The sequence below is a fragment of the Rhodococcus sp. NPDC006774 genome (assembly GCF_040636045.1).
Classification (GTDB): Bacteria; Actinomycetota; Actinomycetes; order Mycobacteriales; family Mycobacteriaceae; genus Rhodococcoides.
Genome location: NZ_JBEYIW010000001.1, coordinates 218098 through 243802, shown reverse-complemented (window position 1 = coordinate 243802; position 25705 = coordinate 218098). Strand labels below are relative to the sequence as shown.

General features: G+C 65.0%; 25 protein-coding genes and 1 pseudogene. 22 read left to right on the top strand and 4 right to left on the bottom strand.

The window, feature by feature from the left end; genetic code table 11:
* The first annotated feature begins 6 nt into the window (after window positions 1-6).
* Complete coding sequence (locus tag ABZ677_RS01230) at window positions 7-1596, top strand: AMP-binding protein (protein WP_094632690.1); 1590 nt, start codon at window positions 7-9, stop codon at window positions 1594-1596.
* Window positions 1597-1654: 58 nt separating this feature from the next.
* Here ABZ677_RS01230 and ABZ677_RS01225 read toward each other — a convergent pair whose 3' ends face one another.
* Both ABZ677_RS01225 and ABZ677_RS01220 read right to left on the bottom strand, forming a co-directional pair.
* Window positions 1655-2620, bottom strand: a complete 966-nt coding sequence (locus ABZ677_RS01225; RefSeq protein ID WP_094741198.1) for a glucosyl-3-phosphoglycerate synthase — start codon at window positions 2618-2620, stop codon at window positions 1655-1657.
* Window positions 2621-2655: 35 nt separating this feature from the next.
* Entirely contained in the window at window positions 2656-3678 is a 1023-nt protein-coding gene (locus ABZ677_RS01220; RefSeq protein WP_358366285.1) for an alpha/beta hydrolase family protein, read from the bottom strand.
* Window positions 3679-3937: 259 nt separating this feature from the next.
* Here ABZ677_RS01220 and ABZ677_RS01215 point away from each other — a divergent pair, with 259 nt between their 5' ends.
* The 11 genes from ABZ677_RS01215 (at window position 3938) to ABZ677_RS01165 (ending at window position 16313) form a co-directional block, all read left to right on the top strand.
* Window positions 3938-5386, top strand: a complete 1449-nt coding sequence (locus ABZ677_RS01215; protein ID WP_358366284.1) for a condensation domain-containing protein — start codon at window positions 3938-3940, stop codon at window positions 5384-5386.
* The gene (locus tag ABZ677_RS01210; RefSeq protein ID WP_358366283.1) at window positions 5383-6837 is read left to right on the top strand and encodes an MFS transporter; all 1455 of its coding nucleotides are present in this window, start codon (window positions 5383-5385) and stop codon (window positions 6835-6837) included. Before ABZ677_RS01215 ends, ABZ677_RS01210 begins: the two co-directional genes overlap by 4 nt.
* Before the next feature lie 89 nt (window positions 6838-6926).
* Window positions 6927-8135, top strand: a complete 1209-nt coding sequence (locus ABZ677_RS01205) for a lipase family protein (RefSeq protein ID WP_358366282.1) — start codon at window positions 6927-6929, stop codon at window positions 8133-8135.
* On the top strand, window positions 8132-9883 hold the full coding sequence (locus tag ABZ677_RS01200) for a CocE/NonD family hydrolase (RefSeq protein ID WP_358366281.1): 1752 nt from the start codon (window positions 8132-8134) through the stop codon (window positions 9881-9883). Before ABZ677_RS01205 ends, ABZ677_RS01200 begins: the two co-directional genes overlap by 4 nt.
* 56 nt (window positions 9884-9939) lie before the next feature.
* Window positions 9940-11130, top strand: a complete 1191-nt coding sequence (locus tag ABZ677_RS01195) for a lipase family protein (RefSeq protein ID WP_358366280.1) — start codon at window positions 9940-9942, stop codon at window positions 11128-11130.
* 83 nt (window positions 11131-11213) lie between these two features.
* The gene (locus ABZ677_RS01190) at window positions 11214-11780 is read left to right on the top strand and encodes a DUF3558 domain-containing protein (RefSeq protein ID WP_358366279.1); all 567 of its coding nucleotides are present in this window, start codon (window positions 11214-11216) and stop codon (window positions 11778-11780) included.
* 12 nt (window positions 11781-11792) lie between these two features.
* On the top strand, window positions 11793-12194 hold the full coding sequence (locus tag ABZ677_RS01185; protein WP_358366278.1) for a hypothetical protein: 402 nt from the start codon (window positions 11793-11795) through the stop codon (window positions 12192-12194).
* A 228-nt stretch (window positions 12195-12422) separates the two neighbouring features.
* Window positions 12423-13565, top strand: a complete 1143-nt coding sequence (locus ABZ677_RS01180) for a low temperature requirement protein A (protein WP_358366511.1) — start codon at window positions 12423-12425, stop codon at window positions 13563-13565.
* The gene (locus ABZ677_RS01175; RefSeq protein ID WP_037186924.1) at window positions 13562-14317 is read left to right on the top strand and encodes a phosphoglyceromutase; all 756 of its coding nucleotides are present in this window, start codon (window positions 13562-13564) and stop codon (window positions 14315-14317) included. Before ABZ677_RS01180 ends, ABZ677_RS01175 begins: the two co-directional genes overlap by 4 nt.
* A gap of 137 nt (window positions 14318-14454) precedes the next feature.
* Window positions 14455-15627 (top strand): ATP-binding protein, encoded by a 1173-nt coding sequence (locus tag ABZ677_RS01170; RefSeq protein ID WP_037186927.1) that lies wholly within the window; start codon window positions 14455-14457, stop codon window positions 15625-15627.
* Window positions 15624-16313, top strand: coding sequence for a response regulator transcription factor (locus ABZ677_RS01165; RefSeq protein ID WP_032393874.1), 690 nt, complete (start codon window positions 15624-15626; stop codon window positions 16311-16313). Before ABZ677_RS01170 ends, ABZ677_RS01165 begins: the two co-directional genes overlap by 4 nt.
* A 66-nt stretch (window positions 16314-16379) precedes the next feature.
* On the opposite strand, the gene ABZ677_RS01160 is transcribed toward ABZ677_RS01165, so the two are convergent.
* Entirely contained in the window at window positions 16380-17132 is a 753-nt protein-coding gene (locus tag ABZ677_RS01160) for a hypothetical protein (RefSeq protein ID WP_170945923.1), read from the bottom strand.
* A 114-nt stretch (window positions 17133-17246) separates the two neighbouring features.
* Here ABZ677_RS01160 and ABZ677_RS01155 point away from each other — a divergent pair.
* From ABZ677_RS01155 to ABZ677_RS01110, 10 genes and pseudogenes are all read left to right on the top strand, one after another.
* Window positions 17247-17486 (top strand): annotated as a pseudogene (locus ABZ677_RS01155) (hypothetical protein); the annotation flags it as partial.
* The gene (locus ABZ677_RS01150; RefSeq protein WP_358366277.1) at window positions 17483-18652 is read left to right on the top strand and encodes a hypothetical protein; all 1170 of its coding nucleotides are present in this window, start codon (window positions 17483-17485) and stop codon (window positions 18650-18652) included. The pseudogene ABZ677_RS01155 and the gene ABZ677_RS01150, both read left to right, overlap by 4 nt.
* Before the next feature lie 12 nt (window positions 18653-18664).
* Window positions 18665-19507: a sugar phosphate isomerase/epimerase gene (locus ABZ677_RS01145; protein ID WP_358366276.1), complete on the top strand. Its 843-nt coding sequence runs from the start codon at window positions 18665-18667 to the stop codon at window positions 19505-19507.
* A gap of 22 nt (window positions 19508-19529) precedes the next feature.
* Window positions 19530-20387 (top strand): thioesterase family protein, encoded by an 858-nt coding sequence (locus ABZ677_RS01140; RefSeq protein ID WP_358366275.1) that lies wholly within the window; start codon window positions 19530-19532, stop codon window positions 20385-20387.
* Window positions 20388-20405: 18 nt separating this feature from the next.
* Window positions 20406-21221 carry a pyrroline-5-carboxylate reductase gene (gene proC, locus ABZ677_RS01135; protein ID WP_358366274.1) on the top strand — a complete coding sequence of 272 codons (816 nt, stop codon included), beginning with the start codon at window positions 20406-20408 and terminating at the stop codon, window positions 21219-21221.
* A gap of 127 nt (window positions 21222-21348) precedes the next feature.
* Entirely contained in the window at window positions 21349-21585 is a 237-nt protein-coding gene (locus ABZ677_RS01130) for a helix-turn-helix domain-containing protein (RefSeq protein ID WP_008713658.1), read from the top strand.
* A gap of 218 nt (window positions 21586-21803) precedes the next feature.
* Window positions 21804-21905 carry an AURKAIP1/COX24 domain-containing protein gene (locus tag ABZ677_RS01125; protein WP_003402602.1) on the top strand — a complete coding sequence of 34 codons (102 nt, stop codon included), beginning with the start codon at window positions 21804-21806 and terminating at the stop codon, window positions 21903-21905.
* 144 nt (window positions 21906-22049) lie between these two features.
* Entirely contained in the window at window positions 22050-23159 is a 1110-nt protein-coding gene (locus ABZ677_RS01120) for an NAD-dependent epimerase/dehydratase family protein (protein WP_230596131.1), read from the top strand.
* Window positions 23156-24205: a lysophospholipid acyltransferase family protein gene (locus ABZ677_RS01115; protein WP_358366273.1), complete on the top strand. Its 1050-nt coding sequence runs from the start codon at window positions 23156-23158 to the stop codon at window positions 24203-24205. The genes ABZ677_RS01120 and ABZ677_RS01115 overlap by 4 nt, the downstream gene beginning before the upstream one ends.
* A gap of 22 nt (window positions 24206-24227) precedes the next feature.
* On the top strand, window positions 24228-24716 hold the full coding sequence (locus tag ABZ677_RS01110) for a GNAT family N-acetyltransferase (protein WP_037188661.1): 489 nt from the start codon (window positions 24228-24230) through the stop codon (window positions 24714-24716).
* A gap of 19 nt (window positions 24717-24735) precedes the next feature.
* Here the strand turns inward: ABZ677_RS01110 and ABZ677_RS01105 are convergent, their stop codons facing one another.
* On the bottom strand, window positions 24736-25671 hold the full coding sequence (locus ABZ677_RS01105; protein ID WP_052047400.1) for an HAD-IB family hydrolase: 936 nt from the start codon (window positions 25669-25671) through the stop codon (window positions 24736-24738).
* Window positions 25672-25705 lie beyond the last annotated feature (34 nt).

Below are 25705 nucleotides of genomic sequence, written 5' to 3'. Positions count from 1 at the left end.
AGAGCCATGAGCTTCCGCAGTCCCTTTCCCGATGTCGAGATTCCCGAACTCAGCGTCTACGACTTCCTGTTCGGATCGATCGCCGAGTCCGACCTCGACAAGCCTGCACTGATCGACGGAACGTCGGGTGCGGTCACCACCTACAAGTCGCTCATCGGTCAGATCGACGCCATCGCAGGCGCTCTGGCTGCACGTGGACTCGAGGTCGGCGACGTCGTCGGACTCCACTCGCCGAACGTGCCCGCGTTCGCGTCGGTGCTGCACGGCATCCTGCGCGCAGGCGGAACCGCAACGACCATCAATGCGCTGTACACGGCCGAGGACATCGCCAAGCAGCTCACCGGCTCGGGCGCGAAGTTCCTGTTCACCGTCTCCCCGCTGTACCCGCAGGCCAAGGCTGCTGCGGAGAAGGTCGGCCTCGACGCCGATCACGTCATCGTGCTCGACGGCGCAGAGGGCCACCCGAATCTGCGCGACCTGCTCACCCAGGGCGCACCGGCCCCCGAGGTCTCCTTCGATCCGGCCACGCACGTCGCAGTGCTGCCGTACTCCTCCGGTACGACGGGTGTGCCGAAGGGCGTCATCCTCACCCACCGCAACCTCGTCGCGAACGTGGCGCAGATGGAACCGCGCGTGGGTATCGACAGCGACGACGCGATCCTGGCGTTGCTGCCGTTCTTCCACATCTACGGCCTGACGGTGCTGCTCAACATCGCGCTGAAGTTGCGCGCGCATCTGGTGACGATGCCGAAGTTCGACCTCGTCGAATTCCTGCGGATCATTCAGGACCAGAAGCTGACGTACCTGTTCATCGCACCGCCGGTGGCCGTCGCGCTGGCCAAGCATCCGCTGATCGATCAGTACGACCTCTCCAGCGTGCACACCATCTTCTCGGGTGCGGCTCCGCTGGACGAGGAGCTCGGCAAGGCCGTCGCGAAGCGTCTGAACACTCGCGTGCGTCAGGGCTACGGCATGAGCGAGCTCAGCCCCGTCAGCCACGCTATCCCGTTCGATCGCGACGACATGCCGCTCAGCTCGGTCGGCCAGCCGCTGGCGAACACCGAGAACAAGCTCGTCGACCCGGGCACGCTCGAGGAGATCGACCTGCCCACGGAGGGATTGAGCAAGCCCGGTGAGCTGTGGGTCAAGGGACCGAACGTGATGGTCGGGTACCTCAACAACCCCACCGCCACCGCGGAAACCCTCGACTCCGACGGTTACCTGCACACCGGCGACATCGCCGTCGTCGATCCCGAGGGTGTCGTCTACATCGTCGACCGCCTCAAGGAACTGATCAAGTACAAGGGCTACCAGGTGCCCCCGGCCGAGCTCGAGGCTCTGCTGCTCACGCACGAGGAGATCGCCGACGCCGCCGTCATCGGTGTGCTCGACGACGAGGGCGAAGAAATCCCCAAGGCATTCGTCGTCCGCCAGCAGGGTGCCACCATCGACGAGGAGGGCATCATCGCCTTCGTCGCCGAGCGCGTGTCGCCGCACAAGAAGGTACGACGCGTCGAGTTCATCGACATCGTCCCGAAGTCCGCGGCCGGCAAGATTCTGCGCAAGGACCTGCGCGCCGCGGAGACCGGAAAGTAGCTCCGCAGTTCGACGCTCGCACCCCTCACCATGTTCGACGGTGGGGGGTGCGTTCGTATCAGACGGGCTGGCTCATCGCATGACGTCGGGCGGTGCGGGTGTACTGGTCCAGCGTGATCAGCGGTGGGCGGTCGACGAGTGAGAGCGGTGCGATCTTCGTGGAGAGTTGATTTCCGGACGTCTCGAACGTCGTGAAACCGGCTCCCGAGTCGGTCAGGCCGAGCCGCGAGAACATCGTGGCGACGATCTGGCGGCTCATGACGGCCAGTTCGGAGGTCGGCCGGTTCCGGTGCCGACGGGTCCCGAGGCCGATCTGTCCGATCGTGCTCGCGCCGAGCCGGTGATAGGTGTCCAACAACAGACCGATTTCGACTCCGTAGCCCGGGGCGAACCGGAGGGACTCCAACAATTGCCTGGTGGCGGCGTATTCGCCGCCCAGCGGCTGGAACACTCCCGCGAGTTCCGGCACCAGTGCGGTCAGCAGGGGCCGCACCGTCAGTTGAGTGACGCGGCCACCGCCGTCCTCGTCCGTGCTGTCGCCGATCGTCAGCGGCCGGCGGTAGAAGCCCTTCACCAGCTCCAGGCCCTCTGTCATCAACAACGGGCCGACCAGCGAAGGAACGAAGTGCGAGCCCGGCTCGACCAGGTCGGAATCCACGAACACGACGATGTCGCCGGAGGTGGCCGCCACCCCTCGCCACAGCACTTCACCCTTGCCGCGCACAACGGGTGTGCCCGGGAGCGCCTCCTCCCTCGAGACCACTGTGGCCCCTGCACTGCGTGCCCGTTGCGCTGTGCGATCGGTCGACCCCGAATCCAGAACCACCACCTCGTCGATCAAGCCGCCCAGATGCGGAGTCATCGAGGAGACGACGCCGGCGACGGTGTCTTCCTCGTCGAGCGCCGGGAGCACAACGGACACGGTCCGGCCGCGCTTGGCCCGAACGATCTCCGCGAGCGGCCACGGGGGTCGGACCCATGTGGCGGCAAGAGCGGGTGTGCCGACAGCGTCGAATCGTTTCATCGAATTTCCTTCGTTGTCGCGCGAACGTCGTGGATTCAGCGGGTGCCCGTCGGCAGGCCCATGGACGGCGCGATCACCGACCACGCGTCGTGCAGATCTTGTTCCCAGTAGGCCCACGAATGGGTTCCGGTGGGCCGGAAGTTGTACGTGGCGGCGATGTCGAGTTCTTGCAGTCGCTGCTGCATCTGACGTGAGCAGTTGTCCGTGGTCGCTTCGATGACCGCGCCGACGGCCAGCTGCTGCGCGAGCTTGCCGTAGTCGCTTCCGATGCCGGGTCCACCGGGCACATCGAAAGCGCCGGGCGCTCCGGTACCGCTAGAGATGTAGACGGCGGTGCCGCGCAGACCTTCTGCGTGCACGTAGGGGTCGTTTGCCGCCCAGCCGTCACTACCGGGAGGTCCCCACATGTTGGTGGTCGATCCGCCGCCGCGGGCTTCGACGACGGATCTGACGTACATCGCACCGACCGGGTCGGATGTGCGCGCACATCCGCTGAACGACGCGACCGAGCGATACACCGAAGGATGGGCGATCACCAACTGCAGGACGGATGTTCCCGCCATCGAGATACCGGCGACCGAATTGATGCCGTTGCCGCCCAGCAGTTCGTTCATCAGCGGCGGGAGTTCGAGTCCGAGGAAGGTGGACCACTTGTTTCGGCCCAGAACCGGGTCGTCTTTCAACCAGTCGGTGTAATAGCTGGCGGCACCTCCCCGAGGCACGACGACGTTGACGTTCTTGTCACCGAAGAATCCGGCGATGTCGGTCTGGTCGAACCAGCTGCTGCCGCCGTCTCCACCGGCTGCGCCGTTGAGCAGGTAGAGAGTGGGCGCACCGCGCACCTCTGCCCGGAATACGTCGACGGTGATATCGCGATCCATCGCCGCGGAGTGAACCTGCACGACGTCCCGGCGCGCACCGGCGCTGTCCACGGCGACGATCGACGACTCCGTTTCTGCTGACGCCACAGCAGCCGAGCTCGACACGAGGACGACGACGGTCACGACGACGCCGAGAGCCGAGACAGTCGCCTCCCGAAGACGAAATCGACTGAGCATCAACCGTTCCTGACTTCGTGGGAGGTGCGCACGACAAGGAGTCCGACGGGCGCGGTGTGTCACCGACGGTAGAGCGAATGGCTGCAATCGACAACAACGTTGACGATTCCTCATTTCTGACACAGGTATCCCGCGAATCCTTGTCGATTTTCCAAAATGCTCGTCGCCGGGGTTTCTTCGATTCGGCCCGAATGATCCACTGACTCCTCCGACGCACTCACCGCGTCGAATCGCTCTGTCTCCTTCGAAAGGTTGTGTCGTGGTCGCATTCGGACTCATCGACGAGTGGAAGCCAGCTCCAGGACCGCTCACCACGTGGTCGCCCACCGTCTCCTCGCGAGCAGCTGCCGCGGCTGCGCCTGCCCACCCGGCACCCCCTTCCCATATCCAGAAGGCGTATCTCGAGGCCGCGTTCCGCAACCGAGGCTCGTCGTTCCGCTTCTCCCGGCTGTGTCTCGTGACGTTCCGAATCGAGGGCACGTTGGACCGCGCGGCGATGGGCCGGGCGTTCAACACGTTCGTCACCCGACACGATTCCTTCTGCAGCTGGTTCTCCACGACGGCCGAGGGGGCGACGCGCCACCTGGTCGACGTCGCCGACATCGTGCTCGAACCAACCGATTTCGGCACTCCCTCGGACTCCGAGGCCATTCGGCGTCACGTTCAGGACAGCACTCCCGGTCCCGACAGTTGGGATTGCTTCTCGTTCGGCACGATCGAACACGACGACCACTTCGTGGTGTACGCGGCGGTCGATCACCTCGACACCGACGGTATTTCGCAGGCACTGACGTATTACGAACTGCGCCAGTTGTATCGCAACGCGGTGACAGGGGAGTCCGACGGACTGTTCACCCCGGGCAGCTACCTCGAGTACTGCCAGCGCGAACGCCTCGAGAGCGACGCGACGACTCTCGACAGTCCTGCGGTTCGGACCTGGATCGACTTGGTCACCGACAACGGGGGCGATCTTCCGACGTTCCCACTTCCGTTGGGACGCAGCAGTATCGACTACACCAGGACGTCGCACAGCTCGTTCCCACTGTTCGACGGCGCCAAAGCCCGGGCCGTCGACGAAGCATGTGCGGGAGTGGGAGCAAAATTCATCGGAGGCATCTTCGCCGCGGCGGCCCTGGCGGAGTACGAGCTTGCCGGCCGAAGCAGCTACTTGGGCTTGACGCCCAAGAGCACTCGGTCGACGCCGGGCGAATTCGCCTCCATCGGATGGTATTCGAGCTTGATTCCCGTGCGCTTCGATCTCGGTGCGAAGCCGACGTTCCTGACCCTCGCGGTCCTCGCGCAGCAGGCATTCGACTCCGGCAAGCTGCTGGCGAACACCTCCTACCACCGGGTACTCGAACTGGCGCTGCCGGAGCACGGAATCACGACGCAGCCGGGCTGGACCGCGCCGATGATCTCCTACGTCGACGTTCGGAAGCTGCCGGGCGAAGCCGAACTGGATGCAGCGGGGGCCGGCCTGTACGGAAACCGCGGCAGCTCCGAGGAAGTCTTCATGTGGATCAACCGCTTCGAGGACCACACGGGTGTCGAGTTTCTGTATCCCGGCACCGACGAGGCCGATCGATCGATCGACCTGTACTTCTCCAAGATATTCGAGATCTTCACGGCCGTCGTCGAATCGGGTGACTACACGCCGGAGATCGCGAGCGTGTTCGCGCACGAGCTCACGGACGTCAGCAGGGTATGACACACCGCCGCCGCGGGTCGTGGCTGACGCTGTGCGCCTGCCTACTGGCGGTCACGATGCAGATGATCGACGTCACCGCCGTCACCGTGGCATTGCCGTCGATCGGCCGGGATCTGGATGCATCGGGCGCGCAGCAGGTCTGGATACCGACGGCGTACCTGCTCGCATTCGCCTGCGCGCTGCTCACGATGGCGCGCACCGGGGAGGTGTTCGGGCGCAGAACCGTGTTCGTCACCGGCACTGCACTGTTCGCGGTGACGTCGGTGCTCTGCGCGTACGCGCCCACCATAGAGTTGCTCGTTCTCGCTCGGGTGCTGCAAGGACTTGCGGGAGCCGCGATGTCGGCTCAAACGGTGGCAATCGTGACCGCCGCCTACTCCGGCACGCGGCGTACCACCGCGTTCGCGCTGTACGGCGGCACTGCAGGGCTGGCCGGACTCGCCGGACCGGCCATCGGTGCACTGCTTCTGCACCTCGACATCCTCGGAACAGGCTGGCGAGGAATATTTCTGATCAACGCCCCGATAGCGCTGGCCGCGATTGCACTCGGCCGCCGGTTCGTCCCACCCGAGTCGGAGCTCTCGGGAGTCGGAAGCGGTGGACGGTTCGACCCCGTAGGGGTTGGCCTGTGGTCGATCGGGGCGCTGATGATCGTCTATCCGGTCATGGCGAGCTCGAGCTTCGTCACGGCTGTGCCCGCCGTGGCGATCGGCCTGGCAACACTGGCGGGATTCACCATGTGGGAACGCCGACGAAGGGCGGCAGGCGCACACGTGATGGTGGACATCGGGGTCTTCGGTGAGCGCGGGTTCTCCTCGGGCTGCGCTGTTTCTGCTCTGGTGTACGGCACGTTCACCGGGTTCGTCCTGACGATGTCGGTGACACTGCAGACCGGCCTGGGGGACAGCGCGACGACCGTGGGCGCGATCACGGTTCCCTTTGCACTCGGTGCCGTTGTCGCGTCCGTGGCCGCGCCGGTGTCGTTCCGCCGCTGGGACTCTCGGGTCGTGGCTGCGGGCGCGGCGGCCATGGGCATATCGCTGTTCGTCCTCGGCGTCACCACCGACTACCTGGATCGAGTCGGCTTCCCTTGGTGGATGGCAATCCCGTTGGTTCTGGTCGGTGCCGGCTTGGGATCGGTGATCGCGCCGCTGCAGAGCACCATCGTGGCCGGGGTGGAGCCGCATGCTCTCGGCTCGGCCTCGGGGATTCTGCCGACGGTCCAGCAAGTGGGGTCGGCCGTGGGAACGGCAACGACCGGTGCCGTGTACTTCGCGCTGCTTCCTTCGGATCCGGTGGCCGCCGACTACCTGACGTCGCAGCGGACGGTGCTGTTCGGGTTGGCCGCCACCATGGCGGTGGCCACCGTCGTCGCGGCCGCCCTGCCGCGAGGCGTTCACAGGGCCGTCGACGCCGACCAGTCGATTGTCTCCACGGCGGTGCCACAATGACTACGAAATCCACTGCACAACAGTGTAATCGAAGAACCCCTCACCCGAACCGAGCGTTCGAGCCGATCGAAATCGAGAAGAGTTACAGCATGCTTCGTACCCTCGTGACCTCGACACTCGTGGTCGGGCTGATGTCGATGTCGTTCGTCGTTGCACCGCACGCGTCGGCTGCGCCCACCGGTCCGACACCGGTACCCGGCACCCTGTACGCATCGGTGCCGGATCTGTCCGGAACCGAGAACGGTGATGTGGTTGACACCAGGCGTTTTTCGAGTCCGTTGTATCCCGGGGCCGACATCTGGCAGATCCAGTATCGGTCGTCCGACTCCCGAGGAGACGCGATCGCCGCTGTGACAACAGTTCTCGCGCCTGCGAACCGCGCACCCGGTGGGCCTCTGCTGTCGTATCAGCCGTTCGTCAACGCGCTCGGGTTGCAGTGCGCACCGTCGGAATCGTTGTTCGGGGCCGATCCGACGACCGGTGTGCAGGAGCGTGAGTTTCTCAACCTGGCACTGGTGCGTGGCTGGTCGGTCGCTGTGCCGGACCACCTCGGACCCCAGAGTGCTTACGGTGCAGCCAGGTTGGGCGGGCAGATCACCCTCGACGGAATTCGCGCCGCGCAGCGGGTTCCCGAACTCGGACTGTCGGCCGGTCCGGTCGGAATGGCCGGGTATTCGGGTGGCGGAATGGCGACGGCCTGGGCCGCGGCGCTCGCTCCGAGTTATGCACCCGAGCTGAACATCGTCGGTGCCGCAGCCGGAGGGGTGCCGGCAGATCTGGACAACATCGCTCGCGCGTTGGGCTTTGCGCCGCATCAGGCATTCGGGCTCGCGTTTGCCGCCGCTCTCGGACTCGAACGCGAGTACCCCGACCGTCTACCGATCACGGCTCAGCTCAACACCACCGGTCTCGCGTTGAGGGATCAGGTCTCGAACGCGTGCACACCGGTGATCCTTGCCGCCGGAGCCTTCAAGAGCGCACTGGCGGTCTCGACCACTACGTCCTTGGTGGACAGCCCGGAAGCGCAGCAGATCATCGACGAGAACAGTTTGGTGAAGTATGCGGGGGTTCCCACCGCACCCACGTTGCTGTGGGGAAGCGACAACGACCCCCTGATCCCGATCGGTGCCCTGCGCGACACGGCCGCACGGTACTGCGCGAACGGGGCGACTCTGCAGTTCGACGTCGTTCATGCCCCGCAGCACATTCAGGCGGCGTTCGAGGGTCTTCCTGCTGCGCTCACATTCCTGGACAACAGGTTTCGGGGTGTCGCACCGCCGACCAACTGCGTCCGATGAAACGGCTCGCACCCGCCGTGGTGGCCGCGACCACAGCTCTGATCGTGGCCTCCACGCCTGCTCACGCCGCGGACCTTCCGGTGTTGGCCCCGCAATCGTTCGGCGACTTCTCGGTGCAGACTCGATATTTCGACGTCGTGGTGGGACCTGAGCGGGATCGACACTGCACCGTCGTGGGCGACATCTACGTCCCAGATGGTCTGGGACCGGACAACCGGGCTCCGGCCATCCTGACCAGCAACGGTTTCGGCGGATCCAAGGACGACCAAGCGGGTGCCGCGGCGAGATTCGCGACCCACGGCTACGTTGTTCTGTCATACTCGGCCTTGGGTTTCGGTGGCTCGACGTGCAAGATCTATTTCGCGGATCCCGATTACGACGGCATCGCTGCGTCGTCGCTCATAGGCTATCTCGCCGGCAACAACGGCGGTGTGTTCACCGATCCTGCGCGGACGACGGCTGCCCCGGCGCTCGATGTGGTTCGGCTGGATGGACCAGGTGATCCACGTGTCGGCTACCTCGGTGGGTCCTACGCCGGCGCAACAGGATTGGCCGCTGCGTCGATGGATTCGCGGCTGGACACGGTTGCATCGATGATCACCTGGAACGATCTGTCGCGTTCGCTGGCACCGGAGGCGACCGGCCGACGGCCGGTGGGGCCGGTCAAGAGCATCTTCGGCTCGGCATTCCTGACGGCCGGTGCGGTATTGGCCGGCCCGTCCGGTTACGCCGTCGATCCGGCGCGGGCGGAGGGTTGCCCGAATTATGCCCAGTGGGTGTGCGACGCGGCACTTGCGTTCGCTGCGAACCGGGAACCGGCCCCCGAAACTCTGGCGGCCATGCGGCACGTCTCACCCGTGGACTATCTCCATCGTGTCAACGTTCCGGTTCTGCTCACTCAGGGGCAGAAGGATTCGCTGTTCGGTCTGGACGAGGCAGCGGCCACCTACGAGACCTTGCGTTCGCGCGGGGTGGAAACATCGATGATCTGGCACTCCTGGGGACACAACGATCGGAAGGGTGCTCCCGGCGAGTTCGACATCAAGGCGCCCGACCCGTTCACTCAGCACGAAGCGGCCCTCGTGGGCAACTGGCTCGACCGACTCCTCAAGGATCGAGACGTCGACCGCGGACCCGCATTCACCTACTTCAGGGACTGGGTGCCCTACACCGGCGTCGCGTCGCCGGCCTACGTCGAATCCGACTTATTTCCGGTCGGTGCCCGCCGCACGTTCTTCTTGTCGAATGGATCGCTTTCCGTGGGTGACTCGACGAACGGGGCGTGGACGCAGACGATTCGGGGTGCAGGTGCGTCGATGCCCACCACGTTCGGACTCCCGAATCTCGCGGCCGAATTGCCCGTGCCGCGGGTCTCGCTACCCGGTTCTGTCGCGACCTGGACTACCGCGCCGCTCGCCGAATCCGTCGACGTGGTCGGCTCACCGGAGCTGTCCATCAGCCCCACGGTGTCCGGGCCTGCGACGGTCTTCGTCACCGTGCTCGACGTCGCACCGAACGGTGCACGGAGTCCGATTCACGGGCTCGTCGCACCCGCCGTGCTCACCGGATCCTCGGACCCGGTGACGATCTCGCTGCCCAGCATCGTCCATCGATTCGACCGTGGCCATCGCATCGGCGTCGTCATCACCGCGTCTGATCCGTCCTTCGCCGGTGGACCCGGCCCGGCGGACGTCACCTTCTCCTCGACGGATCCGATCAGCCAGTTCTCCCTACCCGTAACGCCGTGACGCAGTGCCGTGACGATCGATCAGAAATCACCGAAAGGCTCGCCTTGAAAAGAAGAATGTCTGCCCTGGGTTTCACCCTCGTGGCACTGTGTGCGTCCCTGTTCGCAACGGGGCCAACATCTTCGGCAACCCCCGCGCCGACGATCCCCGATCCGGACGTCTTCTACGCTGCACCGGCCGACATAGCCGATCATGCGCCGGGTGACATCCTCGCCAGCCGTCGGGCCGACGCATGGATGTACCCCAACACCGACATCTGGCAACTCAAGTACCGATCGACCAACTCCGCAGGTGCTCCCGTTGCCGCGGTGACCACTGTGCTGATGCCCCGAGGTAGAGGTGCGGGAACGCCACTGGTGTCGTACCAGGCCGTGATCAATGCTCTGGGTGTCAAATGTGCTCCGTCGCATGGCCTTTTCACGTACGAGATCGGTGAGGCTCCGAGCCTGTACCTCGGCATGGTCGCCCGCGGCTGGGCTGTCGCAGTTCCGGACTACCTCGGCCCGAACGGTGCCTACGGGGCAGCGGAGTACGAGGGTCGGTTGACGCTCGACGGAGTTCGGGCGGTGCAGAACTTCGAGCAATTGCCGCTGAAGGAAAGCCCGGTCGCGTTGCTCGGTTACTCCGGTGGCGCACTGGCGACCTCGTGGGCCGGAGCCATGGCACCGACGTATGCGCCGGAGCTGAACATCGTGGCCACCGTGCAGGGCGGTATTCCGGCCGACCTCGAATTGATCGCGAAGAACCTGGGCTACAGCCCGATTCCGCACCCCGCGTTCGGAATGGCACTCGCGGCATCACTCGGGCTCGAGCGTGAATACCCGACCGAGTTTCCCGTCTCGGAGAACCTGAATGCGGCAGGCCTGGCGTTGCGGGATCGCGTCAGCAACGAGTGCAGGCGCAGCATCATCGTCGGAGGAGCGTTTCGCAGTGCGCGCGATCTCTCGAACGTGGACATCGCGTCGTTGCCCTCCGCGCAGGCGGTGTTGAAGAAGAACAGCTTGGTGGACTACCCGGGCGTGCCCACGGCCCCGGTGTACATGTGGCAGGGGGTCAACGACTTCATCACCCCGTTCGCGCCTGTGAAGGAGACGGTCGACCGATACTGTGCGGCCGGAGCCACCGTCCAATTTCGGGCCTATCCGCTTGCCGAGCACTTCAGCGGATCGCTCGTCGGTCTGCCCGACGCCTACGCCTACGTGGACGCACGATTCCGAGGTGAGCCGGCACCGTCGAACTGCGGCTGATCCTCTCTCGGTGGTGACGTTGTGGAACCGAGGCGATGTTCGCTGCGTCCAAGGGGTGGGCGGGTTCGACGAAGGGGAGTGGTGTGAGCGTGACGCGGTGGTGGGTGGCGGGAGCGGTCGGCGTGATGCTGTTCGTCGCGGGATGTGGCGGGGCGACGGAGGGTGCTCCGATCGCAGAGCCGGCAACGAGCTCGGTGGTTGCGACGCCGGTGGCGGACGAGCCATGGGATCCCTGCACCATTCCGGACAGTGCCGTCGCGGCGGCGGGATTGGATGCGGAGAGCAAGAGTACGAACCTGTTCGGAGACGCGCCGATCTCGACCGACTGGATGATCTGCGCCTGGAGGAATCCCGATCCAGGCTCCTGGTACTTCCTCGGAGTGTTCTCGTCGGACCACGATCTCGCGTATCTGAAGGGGAATGACCAGTTCGGTGAGTTCTCCGTAGTGAATGACGCTGGGGCCGTTCAGTTTCGGCGAACTGCGAATTACGACGAGGTCAGCTGTGGCGTCGCCTACGAAGTGGTTGGGGGAATTGTCTACTTCATTCTGGACGGGCGGGCTTCTCGCGAGCCACAGGGTGATCCATGTGTAGAGGTCGAGCGTGTCGGAAGCGCGCTCCGCCCATTGTTGCCACCGTCGAACCGATAGCAAGGAGCAGCTGTGGGATCAGGTCCTGATGAGCTTGGGGCAGCCATGCTGACGTGGCGGGCATTGGCAGTGCAGGCGGAGTCGGGTCATCTGGAAATTCCGGAGGGCGTCGCATTTCAGTGCGACAAAGTATGCGCCGAATACACCTTGCATCTCGAGTTGATGTTGGAGAAGACGAAATGGTTGGTCGATGTCGACGCATTCGGCACCCTTCCTTCAGCCCAACAGTTGGGTCGCAAGTTCAAGCGACTTGCCGATGGGGAAGAAAGATCGGCGGCTGTGGCGATCAGGCAGCACATCGAGGTCGTTCAATTGATGCGGTCGGTGTTTCGACGCTATTTCGTCGAGACCGAAGAGCTCGATCGGAGTGTGGGCGCTCGGATCGGAGGTGTCGGGGCGGGCTTGGGGGAGTGAGCTCGCAACCTCACACCCCATTTCTCGACCTCACACCCCCGCTATGACGTGAACCCAGGCGCTCGGTCGGCAAAAAGGGTGTGAGGTCCCGTAGATCCTTGCGCCGAACCGTCGAACACTGTCTGAATTGTCCGTAACGCCAACCGCTGCAACACAATCGAGACAACATTCGCGAATCAGATGACTTAGTCTGCGATCGTGAATCTCTCCGCTGCCCGTCTGGTGCCGATGCGACCGCGCGATCCGAAGGAACCGCATCGCTCCGCGAGCCCCCTCGAGTTGTTCTTCGACCTGGTGTTCGTGGTGGCCGTCAGCATCGCGGCGGTTCAACTCCATCACGACCTCACCGAGAACCACATCGCCGACGGCCTGCTCGGCTACGCGCTCGTGTTCTTCGCGATCTGGTGGGCGTGGATGAACTTCACGTGGTTCGCCACGTCCTTCGATACCGACGACTGGCTGTATCGCGTGCTGACCGTCGTACAGATGGCCGGCGTCCTGACCTTGGCCGCCGGGATCGAACCGTCCGTCGTCGACGAGAATTTCACCATCGTGGTGATCGGTTACGTGGTGATGCGCGTGGCGATGGTGACTCAGTGGCTGCGGGCATCGAGAAATCCCGAACATCGGCAGTCCGCGCTGACCTACGCGATAGGCATTGCGGGCGTTCAGATTCTGTGGATTCTCTGGGTGCTGCTGCTCGACGGTACCGCCGCGATCATCGGCTTCGTCGTGCTGGCAGGCGTCGAGATGTCGGTACCGCTGATCGCCGAGCGCAAGGGCGCAACACCCTGGCATCCGCACCACATCACCGAGCGCTACGGCCTGTTCACGCTGATCCTGCTCGGCGAATCTCTGCTCGCCTCGGCCAACGCCATCATCGAAGCGCTGCACGACGAGACGGCTCTGGCACCGCTGATCTCGATCTCGATTCTCACCGTCGTCGTCACCGCGAGCCTGTGGTGGATCTACTTCTGGCCCCCGCATCACCGCGCGATCGGCAGACTCGGCAACTCGTTGTTCTACGGCTACGCCCACTACTTCATCTTTGCGGCCGCAGGCGCGTTCTCGGCCGGCATCGAGGTCGAGATCGATGTGCTGACCGAGCACAGCAAGCTCGGCGACGTCGCCGCATCGTTCACCGTGACGGTTCCGATCGCGGTGTTCGTCCTCGGCGTGTGGCTGATCGCGATTCGATCCAACGCGGACCGACTGGTCAACGTCGTGGTGCCGATCGGTGCCGCGCTCGTACTGTTCGACCCCGTCATCCCCATCCCGATCACCCTCACCGCAGTCGTCATGATCGTCGTCGTCGCGGTCCTGGTCGCACGCGGGCCAACACGGGTGGAACATGAGAAACTGACCACATGAGTATCGGAACACTGATTCTGCTTCGTCACGGCGAGAGCGAATGGAACGCGTCCAACCAGTTCACCGGTTGGGTGGACGTGCGACTGACCGAGAAGGGCGAGGCCGAGGGCAAGCGCGCAGGCCAACTCCTCGCCGAGGCGGGCATCCTGCCCGACCTGCTGTACACCTCGCTGCTGCGTCGCGCGATCAGCACCGCCAACCTCGCACTCGACGCTGCCGACCGGCACTGGATCCCCGTCGTCCGCGACTGGCGTCTGAACGAACGGCACTACGGCGCGCTGCAGGGATTGAACAAGGCCGAGACCAAGGACAAGTACGGCAACGAGCAGTTCATGCTGTGGCGTCGTAGCTACGACACCCCGCCGCCGCCCATCGAGGTCGGCAGCGAGCACAGCCAGGACGCCGATCCGCGCTACGCCGACCTGGACAGCGTTCCGCTGACCGAATGCCTCGCCGACGTCGTCGAGCGACTGATCCCGTACTTCGAGGAGACGATCGTCGCCGATCTGAAGGCAGGCAAGAACGTCCTCGTCGCCGCGCACGGCAACTCGCTGCGCGCTCTCGTGAAGTACCTCGACGAGATCTCCGACGCGGACATCGCCGAACTCAACATCCCCACCGGCATTCCGTTGAAGTACGACCTCACCGAGTCGGACGGCAAGCTGAAGCCCACCAACCCGGGCGGCACCTACCTCGATCCCGAAGCAGCGGCCGCAGGTGCAGCTGCCGTGGCAAACCAGGGCGGTAAGTAGCTCTACGGCGCTCGAACCGACGTTTTGTCGTAACTGCAGGTGAACGATCGAAGAACACTGCCGACGGGGACTATGACGACCAGGGAAATGCCTGCACCCTGCGTATGTGAGCTGTCCATCGAACGTACGATTCCGGTGTGAGTGTTGCATCGGCCGTACTACTGGCTATCGCCGCGGCCTTCGTGGGATACCTCGTCGGCGGTGTTCTGATTCCCTACCTCAACACCCGACACTCGGAGCGCCGCCGAGCCACGTCCGGGCTCACGATGTCGCAGGTACTGGACCTGATCGTCCTCGCATCCGAGAGCGGCATCGCCGTCGTCGACCAATTTCACGACGTCGTGCTGTCGAATCCGCGAGCCGAGGAGCTCGGGCTCGTGCGTAACCGTCTGATCGACGACCGGGCCTGGGATGCCGCGCTCAAGGTCCTCGCCGACGGCAACCCCGTCGAAGTCGACCTCAGCTCGAAGAACCCGAGAACCGGCCGGGACAAAATCGCCGTCCGCTGCGTCGCACGCCTGCTCAGCAAGGAAGACAAGCGGTTCGTGGTGCTCTTCGCCGACGACGATTCCGAGCAGGTCCGGATGGAGGCGACGCGTCGGGACTTCGTGGCCAACGTCAGCCACGAACTCAAGACACCCGTCGGCGCGATGAGCCTGCTGGCCGAAGCGCTGCTCGAATCGGCCGATGATCCGGCTTCCGTCCGGCATTTCGGCGGCAAGGTCGTCGCCGAATCCAAACGGCTCGGCAACATGGTGACCGAACTGATCGCACTGTCGCGACTGCAGGGTGCCGAGAAGCTCCCCGACCTCGAGGTCGTCGACGTCGACACCGTCGTCAACGAGGCGATGGACCGATCCAAGCTCGCCGCCGAGAACGCCGGGATCTTCGTCACCACCGACCACCCGAGCGGCCTCGAAGTTCTCGGCGATCAAGCGCTGCTGGTGACGGCCCTGGCCAACCTCATTCAGAACGCCATCGCCTACTCCTCCGACGGTGCTCCGGTGTCGGTGAGCCGCGCCCTGCGCGGAGACAACGTCGCGTTCGCCGTCACCGACCGCGGCATCGGCATCGCCAAGGAAGACCAGGAACGCGTCTTCGAGAGATTCTTCCGCGTCGACAAAGCTCGGTCGCGGGCAACCGGTGGCACAGGCCTGGGCCTGGCCATCGCCAAACACGTCGCAGCCAACCACAACGGCAGCATTTCGCTGTGGAGCAAGCTGGGCACCGGATCCACCTTCACCCTCCAGATCCCTGCGTACTTCGAAGAAGAAGACGACGCTTCGGTTACAGAAAGAGAGAATCAGTGACCAACGTTCTGATCGTGGAAGACGAAGAGTCGTTGGCCGATCCACTGGCCTTCCTGCTCCGCAAGGAAGGTTTCGAGGCCACGGTCGTCGGAGACGGACCGTCGGCACTCGCGGAATTCGATCGCGCAGGAGCCGACATCGTGCTGCTGGACCTCATGCTTCCGGGCATGAGCGGAACCGACGTGTGCAAGCAATTGCGTTCGCGCTCAGGCGTTCCCGTGATCATGGTGACCGCACGCGACAGTGAGATCGACAAGGTCGTCGGGCTCGAACTCGGTGCCGACGACTACGTCACCAAGCCGTACTCGGCACGCGAACTCATCGCCCGGATCCGCGCGGTTCTGCGGCGCGGCTCCGACGCCGAGGTCGACGGTGGAGTCGACACCGGAGTGCTCGAAGCCGGACCGGTGCGAATGGACGTCGAACGCCACGTGGTGATGGTCGGATCCGAGCAGATCACGTTGCCGCTCAAGGAATTCGATCTGCTCGAGTACCTGCTGCGCAACTCCGGTCGCGTACTGACCCGCGGACAGTTGATCGACCGGGTGTGGGGAGCCGACTACGTGGGCGACACCAAGACACTCGACGTGCACGTCAAGCGACTGCGCTCGAAGATCGAGTCCGATCCGGCCAAGCCGGAACACCTGGTGACAGTGCGCGGACTGGGCTACAAGCTCGAGGGGTAGTGCGCTGCGCGCAGTGGTGCGGTCGAGTGCTCTCCAGGCACATGACTACACCACTGCCGGAGGCACTTATCGGCGCTGCGCCTCACGGGTGGCGGGATGCACCGCGATCAGACCCAGACCACGGCGACGCTTGCACAGCGACGCCAATTCCTCGTAGGCGGCCTTACCGAGCAGCTCGGTCAGTTCCGGCTTGTAGGACTCGAACACCTGCTTCGATCCGACGTGCGCATCGGGCGAGCCCGAGCAGTACCAGTCCAGATCGAGACCACCCTCGCCCCAGCCGCGTCGGTCGTACTCGCCGATCGTGGTCTTGAGAATCTCGGAGCCGTCCGGACGCGTCACCCAGTCCTGGGTGCGCCTGATCGGCAGCTGCCAGCACACGTCGGGCTTCACCTCGAGCGGCTCGATGCCCTTGCGCAGCGCCATCGAATGCAGCGCGCACCCGATTCCGCCCTCGAACCCGGGACGGTTCTGGAAGATGCAGGCACCCTTGTAGCGCCGAGTACGCAGCGACTGCTCGTCGTCGAGATCGTCGTATTCGACGTACCCCTTCTTGCCGAGACCCTTGTCCATGAGCTGCCAATCCTGCGGAGTGAGCAACTTCACCGACTCGTCGAGCTTGCGTTTGTCGTCATCGTCGGACAGGAACGCGCCGTGGGAGCAGCAACCGTCGTCGGGTCGGCCCGCGACGGTTCCCTGACATGCCGGAGTTCCGAACACGCAGGTCCAGTTGGACAACAACCACGTCAGATCCGCAGCGATGAGATGTTCCGAATTGTCGGGGTCGGGGAACTCGACCCATTCTCGAGGGAAATCCATCTCGACCTCTGCAGCGAACGACTGCTGCTCACGACCTGATGTCACAAACGTCGACGGTAGACCCAGTACCGTGGGCATGTGCGAATAGGGGTGCTCGACGTCGGTGCAGACGCGGGCTCGAGGCGACTCGTAGCGTTCGTATCGCGGATCATGACGGCCGACCGTGCAGAATTGGAACGTGTCAGCGCCGACAGGTCGCCACAACGGGTGGCCGGGGCTCTGGTAGCGGAGGCGAGCATGCGGGCATCGACAACGAAGTCATTCGAGATATGCCCGTGGGCGCTGAAGGAAGGTTTGATGTTGAGGAAGCTGGACCCCGAAACCGACGGCGATCTGGTGGGGAGTTCGAGATGAGCAACACCAACCCGGAGGACACCGGACAGATCTCGGTTGCCGAGCTGCTGGCCCGAAACGGTCAGAAGACGAACCTGAGCGCAGGCGGTCGCCGTCGCCGTGGCGTCAAGGGCGGCATCTCCGTCGCCGAGCTGACCGGTGAGATCCCCGTCGTTCGGGACGAGCCCGGCAACCGCAGCGCCGTGGTGGTCGAAACCCCGGCTCCCGACGCGTCCGAGCCCGAGACCCCCGACGTCGCCCCGGCAGCGCCGCAGAGCAGTGATGCGCCCGAGGACGACGCACCCGCCGCCGGCTCCTCCCGGCCGCAACCGGCCCGGCCGCAGACCACTCGTCCCACCCCGTTCCAACCGGCAGGCAAGCGCGAGAAGCAACAGCCCGAGCCGGAGCTGCTGTCCGGCTCCACCACGGTTGCCGGTGACCTGCTCAACCGCTCGCACGACGACACCGAACGCGCCAAGCGTCCGGCTGCGCCCTCGACGCCGACGTCGGATCGGCTTCCGTACGGATCCACCCCGGCCGAGCAGGGACGGACCCGCAAGCCTGCGGGATTCCGGGCATCGCGGCAGGTCGAGGTGGCCGAGCCGAACACCGACGTCGCTCCGCGAGCAGCGCTCGTCGACGTCGACGACGTGGCCAAGACCGCGGTGTCCCCGCGCATCCGACGCGCCGACGACAAAGAAGCCGGGTCTGCCGACAAGGACATCTCGACCGACGAGCCGACGGAGGTTCAGGCGGCCGCCGCCACCGAGACCGTCGATCTCGTGAAGCCGGAGATCGACGACGAAGAAAAGACCACGATCGCCGTCGAGCCCGACACCGACGACGCGTCGGACACGGAGGCCGACAGCGCGACTGCGGCCTCGCGCACCGACCGCCGGGCAGCGGCGGTCAAGGGCAAGGGCGGTGCCGTCCGGCAGTGGCTGGTGCTGATCGGTCAGGCAGTGGTGTCGATCGCCGTCGGCGCGCTGCTGTTCAAGGGCTTCGAGCAACTGTGGGACGTGTTGCCGTGGGTCGCTCTGGTGCTGTCGGTGCTGGTCATCGTCGGGCTCGTCGCGGTGGTGAGGATTCTGCGACGCACCGACGATCTGATATCGATCGTCATCGCGATCGCCGTCGGTGTCTTCGTCACGCTCGGTCCGCTCGCCTTCCAGCTCAGTACCGGCTGAGTCGGCACTCCGATGGGCGCGAAGCGAATTCGGGTGGGACTGTCCACGGCCTCGGTCTACCCGCAGAACACCGAGGCGGCGTTCCGTTACGCGGCGGAGCTCGGGTACGACGGCATCGAACTGATGGTGTGGGCCGAATCCGTCAGCCAGGACGTCGACGCGGTGTCCGCGCTATCGCGGGAGTACTCGATTCCGGTGCAGGCCATCCATGCGCCGTGTCTGCTGATCTCACAGCGAGTGTGGGGGTCGGATCCGGTCGCCAAACTCACCCGCTCGGTCGAGGCGGCCGAGAAGCTGGACTCGGCGACGGTCGTGGTGCATCCACCGTTCCGGTGGCAGCGCAAGTACAGCGACGGCTTCGCCGATCAGGTCGCCGAACTCGAATCGAACTCGCACGTGGTGGTCGCGGTCGAGAACATGTTCCCCATGCGCGCCGACCGCTTCTTCGGGCGCAAGGAGAAATCTGCACAGCGACTCGAACGACGTGGTGGGCCGGGCGCAGCACTGTCGGCGTTCTCGCCGTCGTACGACCCGACGGACGTCGGCCACGGTCACTACACGCTCGACCTCTCGCACACGGCCACCGCAGGCTCGGACGCGCTCGAGATGCTCGACCGGATGGGCGAGGGGATCGCGCACCTGCATCTGGCCGACGGCCGGGGCGCATCGGTCGACGAGCACCTGATCCCCGGCCACGGTAGTCAGCCCTGCGTGGAGGTGTGCACCGAACTGGTACGCCGCGGCTTCGAGGGTCAGGCAGTGATCGAGATCAACACACAGAACGCGCGGACGGTCCCCGAGCGTTCCTCGATGCTCGGACAAGCACTGCAGTTCGCCCGCGCACACCTGTCCTGAGGCCGCCGGTAAGTTGTCGGGAATGAGTTCTGCCAGCCCCTTCACAGCCGCCACCACCCTGACCGCGCTTGAGGTCGCCGCCGACACCGCGTCCTTCGCGGGCGCGATCGACTCCACCTGGACCATCGGTCCGAAGGTGCACGGCGGCGTGATGCTCGCCGTCTGCGCGGCCGCAGCGCGCAAGCACATCGTCGCGACGGACCCGGATCAGGCCGAGATCCAGCCGCTCGCGGTGAGCGTGAGCTACCTGGCCGCTCCCGATCCCGGCGAGGTCGCGCTGACGACGGTGGTGCGCAAGCGCGGTCGCCAGGTCTCGCACGTCGACGTCGAACTCACCCAGGCCGGACGCGTTGCCGTGCGGGCGGTGGTGACCCTCGGTCGTCCCGATTCCGACGACCCTCACCACGAGACGCCGACGTCGTTGGCGTCCATGGCCGTCGAGCCGCCCGCGGAGACCCTCGCGGTTGCGGGCGATCATCCGATGGCGTCCATCGTGCACGTGGCCAAGGGCTGCGAGATGCGTATCGACGAGTCCTCGGCGTCGTTCCTGACCGGTAAGCAGGGCGAGGCGGAGATTCGATTGTGGGTGCGGCCCTTCGCGGGCGACGAGGCCGACATCGACACGGCGGTGTTGTTCGCGCTGATGACCGGAGACATCTCGGCTCCGGTGACCATGAACCGCGGAATGTTCGGTTGGGCTCCGACCGTGCAGCTGACGACCTACCTGCGCCGCCGTCCGGCACCGGGCTGGCTGCGCGTGGCGGCGACCAGCACCGTCATCGGCAGCACCTGGTTCGAGGAGGACCACGTTGTGCTCGATTCCACCGGTGCCGTCGTGGTGCAGAGCAGACAGTTGGCGATGGTGCCGCGCTCGAACTGACATGGCAGGCTTGTTCGCATGACGAGAATTGCAGTGATCGGCGGCGGACGGATCGGCGAGGCGTTGATCGCGGGACTCCTCGAGTCCGGCCACGCAGTGCGCGATCTGGTGGTCGCCGAGAAGTCCGAGGCCCGCGCCAAGGAGATCGCCAAGGAATTCGGTGTGCTGACCACCTCCGTCGGCGACGCATCGGAGGGTGCCGACGTGATCGTGCTGGCGGTCAAGCCGGCCGACGTCGAGACGGCACTGACCGAGATCACGAAGATCGAGCTCGACGGCGATCGCGAACAGCTCATCGTCTCCCTGGCCGCAGGGGTCCCCACCGCCAAGTTCGAGCCCAAGCTCCCCGCCGGCTTCCCGGTGGTTCGGGTCATGCCCAACACCCCGATGCTCGTGGGGGAGGGCGTCAGCGTGTTGGCACCGGGCAAGTACGCCCGCGCCGAGCACCTCGAACTCGTGCGCTCGATCCTTTCGGCCGTCGGCAAGGTGGTCGTGGTCAAGGAGAATCAGCTCGACGCCGTGACGGCCGTGTCCGGCTCCGGTCCGGCCTATTTCTTCCTGGTGGCAGAGGCCATGATCGACGCGGGAGTGGGCCTTGGATTGACCCGCGACGTGGCGTCGGCGCTCGTGGTTCAGACGATGGTGGGGTCGGGGGCGATGCTCGATCGCTCCGACGAGAGCGCGAGCGAGCTCCGATATGCGGTGACTTCTCCGGGCGGAACCACGGCCGCAGCGGTCCGTGAACTGGAGCGAAAAGGCCTCCGAGCAGCGTTTTTCGATGCCCTCGGTGCCGCAAATGCCCGATCCATTGAGATGGGCATCACAGCAGAATAAAAAATCTTTTCCCCACACCCGTCGCAGTAACCCCATCTGTCCCTATAGGCTCGGGGGCAGCACGTGCGTGTCTGTTCGGCAGGAGGGGAAGCCTGCCGCATGAGACGTGCCGGAGGTATGTGGATTGATGGCGTCTATAAACAAGCCGTCCAAGGGTTCGTCCCCGGACGGTCAACCGGCTCTGGCCGGAACGCAGTTCCTCACGGTCGCCGAAGTGGCGACGCTGATGAGGGTTTCGAAAATGACCGTGTACCGGCTGGTGCACGGCGGAGAATTGCCCGCTGTACGAGTGGGTCGGTCTTTTCGTGTGCACGCCAAGGCGGTCCACGACTATCTCGAGACCTCGTACTTCGACGCAGGCTAGTAGTGCACGTGGGGCCGGTTTCGTAAGTCCTGGTTCACACCGGTAAGATTGGCGCTCGTCGTGCCAGCCAGCCGGTGTGCAGCCGTGGGCGAGTACGTGGCCCCAGCGCCAGCTCGGTGACCAAGGCTTTTGGCTCGAGGCCCTTGGGCTTGGTTGTCAGGTAGGCGTACGCAAACGGCGTGCGCGAAAACGCTAGAGAAGAACGTGAGGACACCCGCATGGGTTCAGTGATCAAGAAGCGTCGCAAGCGCATGTCGAAGAAGAAGCACCGCAAGCTGCTTCGTCGTACCCGCGTGCAGCGCAGGAAACTCGGCAAATAAGCCTGCCGTCATCTGCTTCACGAGGAAGCCCGTCACCATCGGTGGCGGGCTTCTTCCGTTCGAAGAACGGGCTTTGCTTCTCACCCACGCCGACCCCTGATGATCCAGTAGGCTTTGCAGCGGAACCGACGTTGGGGGTGCGCAGTGAGTCCGAGCGATCGTGGATCGGCTGCGCCCCGAGTGGTCCTCGTGACCGGAGCGAGCCGGTTCCTCGGCGGCTACCTCGTCACCAGGCTGGCCCAGAATCCGAACATCGAGCGTGTCATCGCCGTCGATGCCGTCTCTCCGAGCAAGGATCTGCTGCGCCGCATGGGGCGCGCGGAATTCGTCCGCGCCGACATCCGTAATCCGCTGATCGGCAAAGTGATTCGCAATGCCGGCGTCGACACCGTCGTGCATGCAGCCACCGTCGCCAAGCCCCCGAAATCCGGTGGACGCGCGACGATGAAGGACCTCAACGTCATCGGCGCGATGCAGCTGCTCGCGGTCTGCCAGAAGTCACCGACCGTCGAGAGGGTCGTACTGCGTTCGTCGTCCTCGGTGTACGGCTGCAGCGCGAAGGACCCGGTGAAATTCACCGAGGAGATGAGTGCCCGACGCCCCCCGAGCGGTGGGTACGCGCGGGACTCGATCGACATCGAGGGATACGTGCGCGGTCTCGGGCGTCGACGACCGGACATCGCGGTGTCGATCCTGCGCATGGCACCGCTGATCGGTCCACGACTGAACGGCACCATCTCGCGCTACATGACCTCGCCGCTCATCCCCAGCATCGTCGGTCGCGACGCACGCATGCAGTTGCTGCACGAGGAAGACGCCCTGGCTGCGCTCGAGCGCGCGACTCTCGGCGGGTCGGCCGGCACGTTCAACATCGGAGCCGACGGCACGATCATGCTCTCCCAGGCGATTCGCCGAGCAGGCCGCGTTCAGGTGCCGGTACCGTTTCCGCTGTTCAAGAGCGTCGGCCGCGCCCTGATGGGCGGCATGATGCGCGAGTTCACCACCGAGCAGCTCGACTACTTCCATTTCGGCTGTGGACTCGACACCACCCGGATGCGGTCCGTCCTCGGCTTCGAGCCGCGGTGGACCACGGTTCAGGCGTTCGACGACTTCGTCCGAGGCGCAGCGCTGCGTCCGGTCATCAGAACCGAATGGGTGGACAGCGTCGAAGATCGACTGGTCTCGGCCGTCGAAACGGGCGCGTCCACGGCGCGTGCCCTGGCAGCGCTGCGCAGTTCGGGAGGGGACAGGTGAGCGACGTGGCCAAAGTGATTCCATTGCACGGCGGCACGTCCGGCCGCTCGGCCCGCGCGGCCGCGGGCTCGCGTGAACGGCACCCTTCCGCCTACGCCGATCCTCGAGAGCCGACGCCGTTGCTCGACCCGGCTCCCGCCGACGCGTCGGCTGTGACGCCGTCGATCCCGACTCCGTTGCTGTCGATGATCGACGACACCAAGTCCACGATCGTCGACCAGATCTCCTCGGTCGCCGAGTTCGTACGCAGGCGTCTGGCCGGTGACTACAGCGTCGACGAGTTCGGCTACGACCCGCACTTCGCCGACGCGGTCTGGCTCCCGTTGCTGCGGCCGCTGTTCGACAAGTGGTTCCGCGTCGAGGTCAAGGGCATCGAGAACATTCCGTCCGTCGGCGGCGCGCTCGTCGTCGCCAACCATGCTGGTGTCATCCCCGTCGATGCGCTGATGGCGTCGGTCGCCGTGCGCGATCACCACCCGGCGCACCGCCCTCTGCGAATGTTGGCCGCCGACATGGCATTCGAGATGCCCGGCGTCGGTACGATCGCGCGCAAGGCCGGGCACACGCTCGCGTGCAACCCCGACGCCGAGCGTCTGCTGCGTACCGGCGAGGTCGCCGCCGTGTTCCCCGAGGGGTTCAAGGGCATCGGCAAACCGTTCAGCGAGCGCTACAAGTTGCAGCGATTCGGTCGCGGCGGATTCGTCTCGGCCGCTCTGCGGACGGGTGTACCGATCATTCCGTGCTCGATCGTCGGCTCGGAAGAGATCTACCCCAAGATCGGCGACATCGCACCACTGGCTCGGTTGATGGGCATGCCCTACTTTCCGGTCACGCCGTTCTTCCCGCACCTGGGCCCGCTGGGTCTGATCCCGATGCCGTCCAAGTGGTACATCGAGTTCGGCAAGCCGATCCCCACCGACGGATACGACTCCACCGCTTTCGAGGATCCGATGGTGCTGTTCGAGTTGACCGACCACGTACGCGAAACCATTCAGCACACGCTGTATCGACTGCTGGCCAAGAGGCGCAACGTCTTCTTGGGCTAGACGCTCGGGTTATCGTGTGGCAGTGCATATTCGCGACACTTCCGCTGCCGATCTACCCGAGATTCTCGACATCCACAACGATGCGGTCGCCAACACCACCGCCATCTGGGACGAGGAACAGGTCGATCTCGCCGACCGCACGGCCTGGTTCGAAGGACGGATCGCTGCCGGATACCCCGTCCTGACGGCCGAGGTCGACGGACGGGTGGCCGGATACGCGTCGTACGGGCAGTGGCGGGTCAAGAGCGGCTACCGGCACTCGGTGGAACACTCGGTGTACATCCACCGAGATTTCTACCGTCGCGGGCTGGCCAGTGCGCTCCTGAGCGAGCTGATCGAGCGAGCGAAAGCACACGACATACACGTGTTGGTGGGGTTCATCGAGTCCGAGAACACCACGTCGATCGCTCTGCACGAGAAGTTCGGATTCGTCACCGTCGGACAGATGCCGCAGGTGGGCGTCAAGTTCGGTCGCTGGCTCGACCTGACGCTGATGCAGCTCACGCTCTGATCGCCGTCACCCGGACGGATCAGGCCTTGCGACGGCCGATCACCGCGGCCAGCCCGCCGCCCACCGCGCCCAGGGCCAACGCCGTGGGCACGCCGATCTTGGCGGCCTTGCGTCCGGTGCGGTAGTCGCGGATCTCCCAGCCCCGGTTCTTGGCCAGCTCACGCAGATCGGTATCGGGGTTGATCGCCACGGCGGTACCGACCAGCGAGAGCATCGGCACGTCGTTGTGGCTGTCCGAATATGCGGTGCAGCGCTTGAGATTGAGACCTTCACGCACCGCGAGCGAGCGCACCGCGTGCGCCTTGCCGATGCCGTGCAGGATGTCGCCGACGAGGCGGCCGGTGAACACCCCGTCCTTGCTCTCGGCGACCGTTCCGAGGGCCCCGGTCAGGCCCAGGCGCTTGGCGATGATCTGGGCGAGTTCGAGGGGAGTGGCCGTCACCAGCCAGACCTGCTGACCGGCGTCGAGGTGCATCTGGGCGAGAGCCCGGGTACCGGCCCAGATCTTGTCGGCGATCATCTCGTCGTAGATCTCTTCGCCGAGCCTGGTCAGCTCCGAGGTGGGACGTCCGGTGATGAACGAGAGCGCTTTCTCTCGTCCGCTGGCCACGTCCTCGCTGTTCTCTTTCCCGCTGACTCTGAATTTGACCTGCTGCCAAGCGAATTGGGCCAGATCACCGCTGGTGAAGTATTTGCGTGCGGCCAACCCGCGAGCGAAGTGAATGATCGACGCGCCCTGCACCATCGTGTTGTCCACGTCGAAGAATGCCGCAGCAGTCAGATCCCGCGGAACGGCACCCTCGGACTCGATCTGCAACGCCAGGGCGGCATCGGCACTGGCCTGGCCTGCAACGTTGGCGCGAACCTCGGCGTCGGTCGGACCGAACGGATTGCGGATTCTGCGGATGCGGCGCTTGAACTGCTTGTCCTGGCTCGGATCGTTCGTATCGACCATGTCGATATCGGGCGTGTTCTCGATCGGCAGGTCT

Coding starts and splice junctions, on each gene's coding strand:
- ABZ677_RS01180 (WP_358366511.1), top strand. CDS start 12,423: ATGCGACCGCGCGATCCGAAGGAACCGCATCGCTCCGCGAGCCCCCTC.
- ABZ677_RS01200 (WP_358366281.1), top strand. CDS start 8,132: ATGAAACGGCTCGCACCCGCCGTGGTGGCCGCGACCACAGCTCTGATC.
- ABZ677_RS01160 (WP_170945923.1), bottom strand. CDS start 17,132: ATGGATTTCCCTCGAGAATGGGTCGAGTTCCCCGACCCCGACAATTCG.
- ABZ677_RS01225 (WP_094741198.1), bottom strand. CDS start 2,620: ATGAAACGATTCGACGCTGTCGGCACACCCGCTCTTGCCGCCACATGG.
- ABZ677_RS01195 (WP_358366280.1), top strand. CDS start 9,940: ATGTCTGCCCTGGGTTTCACCCTCGTGGCACTGTGTGCGTCCCTGTTC.
- ABZ677_RS01220 (WP_358366285.1), bottom strand. CDS start 3,678: ATGCTCAGTCGATTTCGTCTTCGGGAGGCGACTGTCTCGGCTCTCGGC.
- ABZ677_RS01210 (WP_358366283.1), top strand. CDS start 5,383: ATGACACACCGCCGCCGCGGGTCGTGGCTGACGCTGTGCGCCTGCCTA.
- ABZ677_RS01150 (WP_358366277.1), top strand. CDS start 17,483: ATGAGCAACACCAACCCGGAGGACACCGGACAGATCTCGGTTGCCGAG.
- ABZ677_RS01130 (WP_008713658.1), top strand. CDS start 21,349: ATGGCGTCTATAAACAAGCCGTCCAAGGGTTCGTCCCCGGACGGTCAA.
- ABZ677_RS01125 (WP_003402602.1), top strand. CDS start 21,804: ATGGGTTCAGTGATCAAGAAGCGTCGCAAGCGCATGTCGAAGAAGAAG.
- ABZ677_RS01145 (WP_358366276.1), top strand. CDS start 18,665: ATGGGCGCGAAGCGAATTCGGGTGGGACTGTCCACGGCCTCGGTCTAC.
- ABZ677_RS01140 (WP_358366275.1), top strand. CDS start 19,530: ATGAGTTCTGCCAGCCCCTTCACAGCCGCCACCACCCTGACCGCGCTT.
- proC (WP_358366274.1), top strand. CDS start 20,406: ATGACGAGAATTGCAGTGATCGGCGGCGGACGGATCGGCGAGGCGTTG.
- ABZ677_RS01175 (WP_037186924.1), top strand. CDS start 13,562: ATGAGTATCGGAACACTGATTCTGCTTCGTCACGGCGAGAGCGAATGG.
- ABZ677_RS01230 (WP_094632690.1), top strand. CDS start 7: ATGAGCTTCCGCAGTCCCTTTCCCGATGTCGAGATTCCCGAACTCAGC.
- ABZ677_RS01205 (WP_358366282.1), top strand. CDS start 6,927: ATGCTTCGTACCCTCGTGACCTCGACACTCGTGGTCGGGCTGATGTCG.
- ABZ677_RS01105 (WP_052047400.1), bottom strand. CDS start 25,671: ATGGTCGATACGAACGATCCGAGCCAGGACAAGCAGTTCAAGCGCCGC.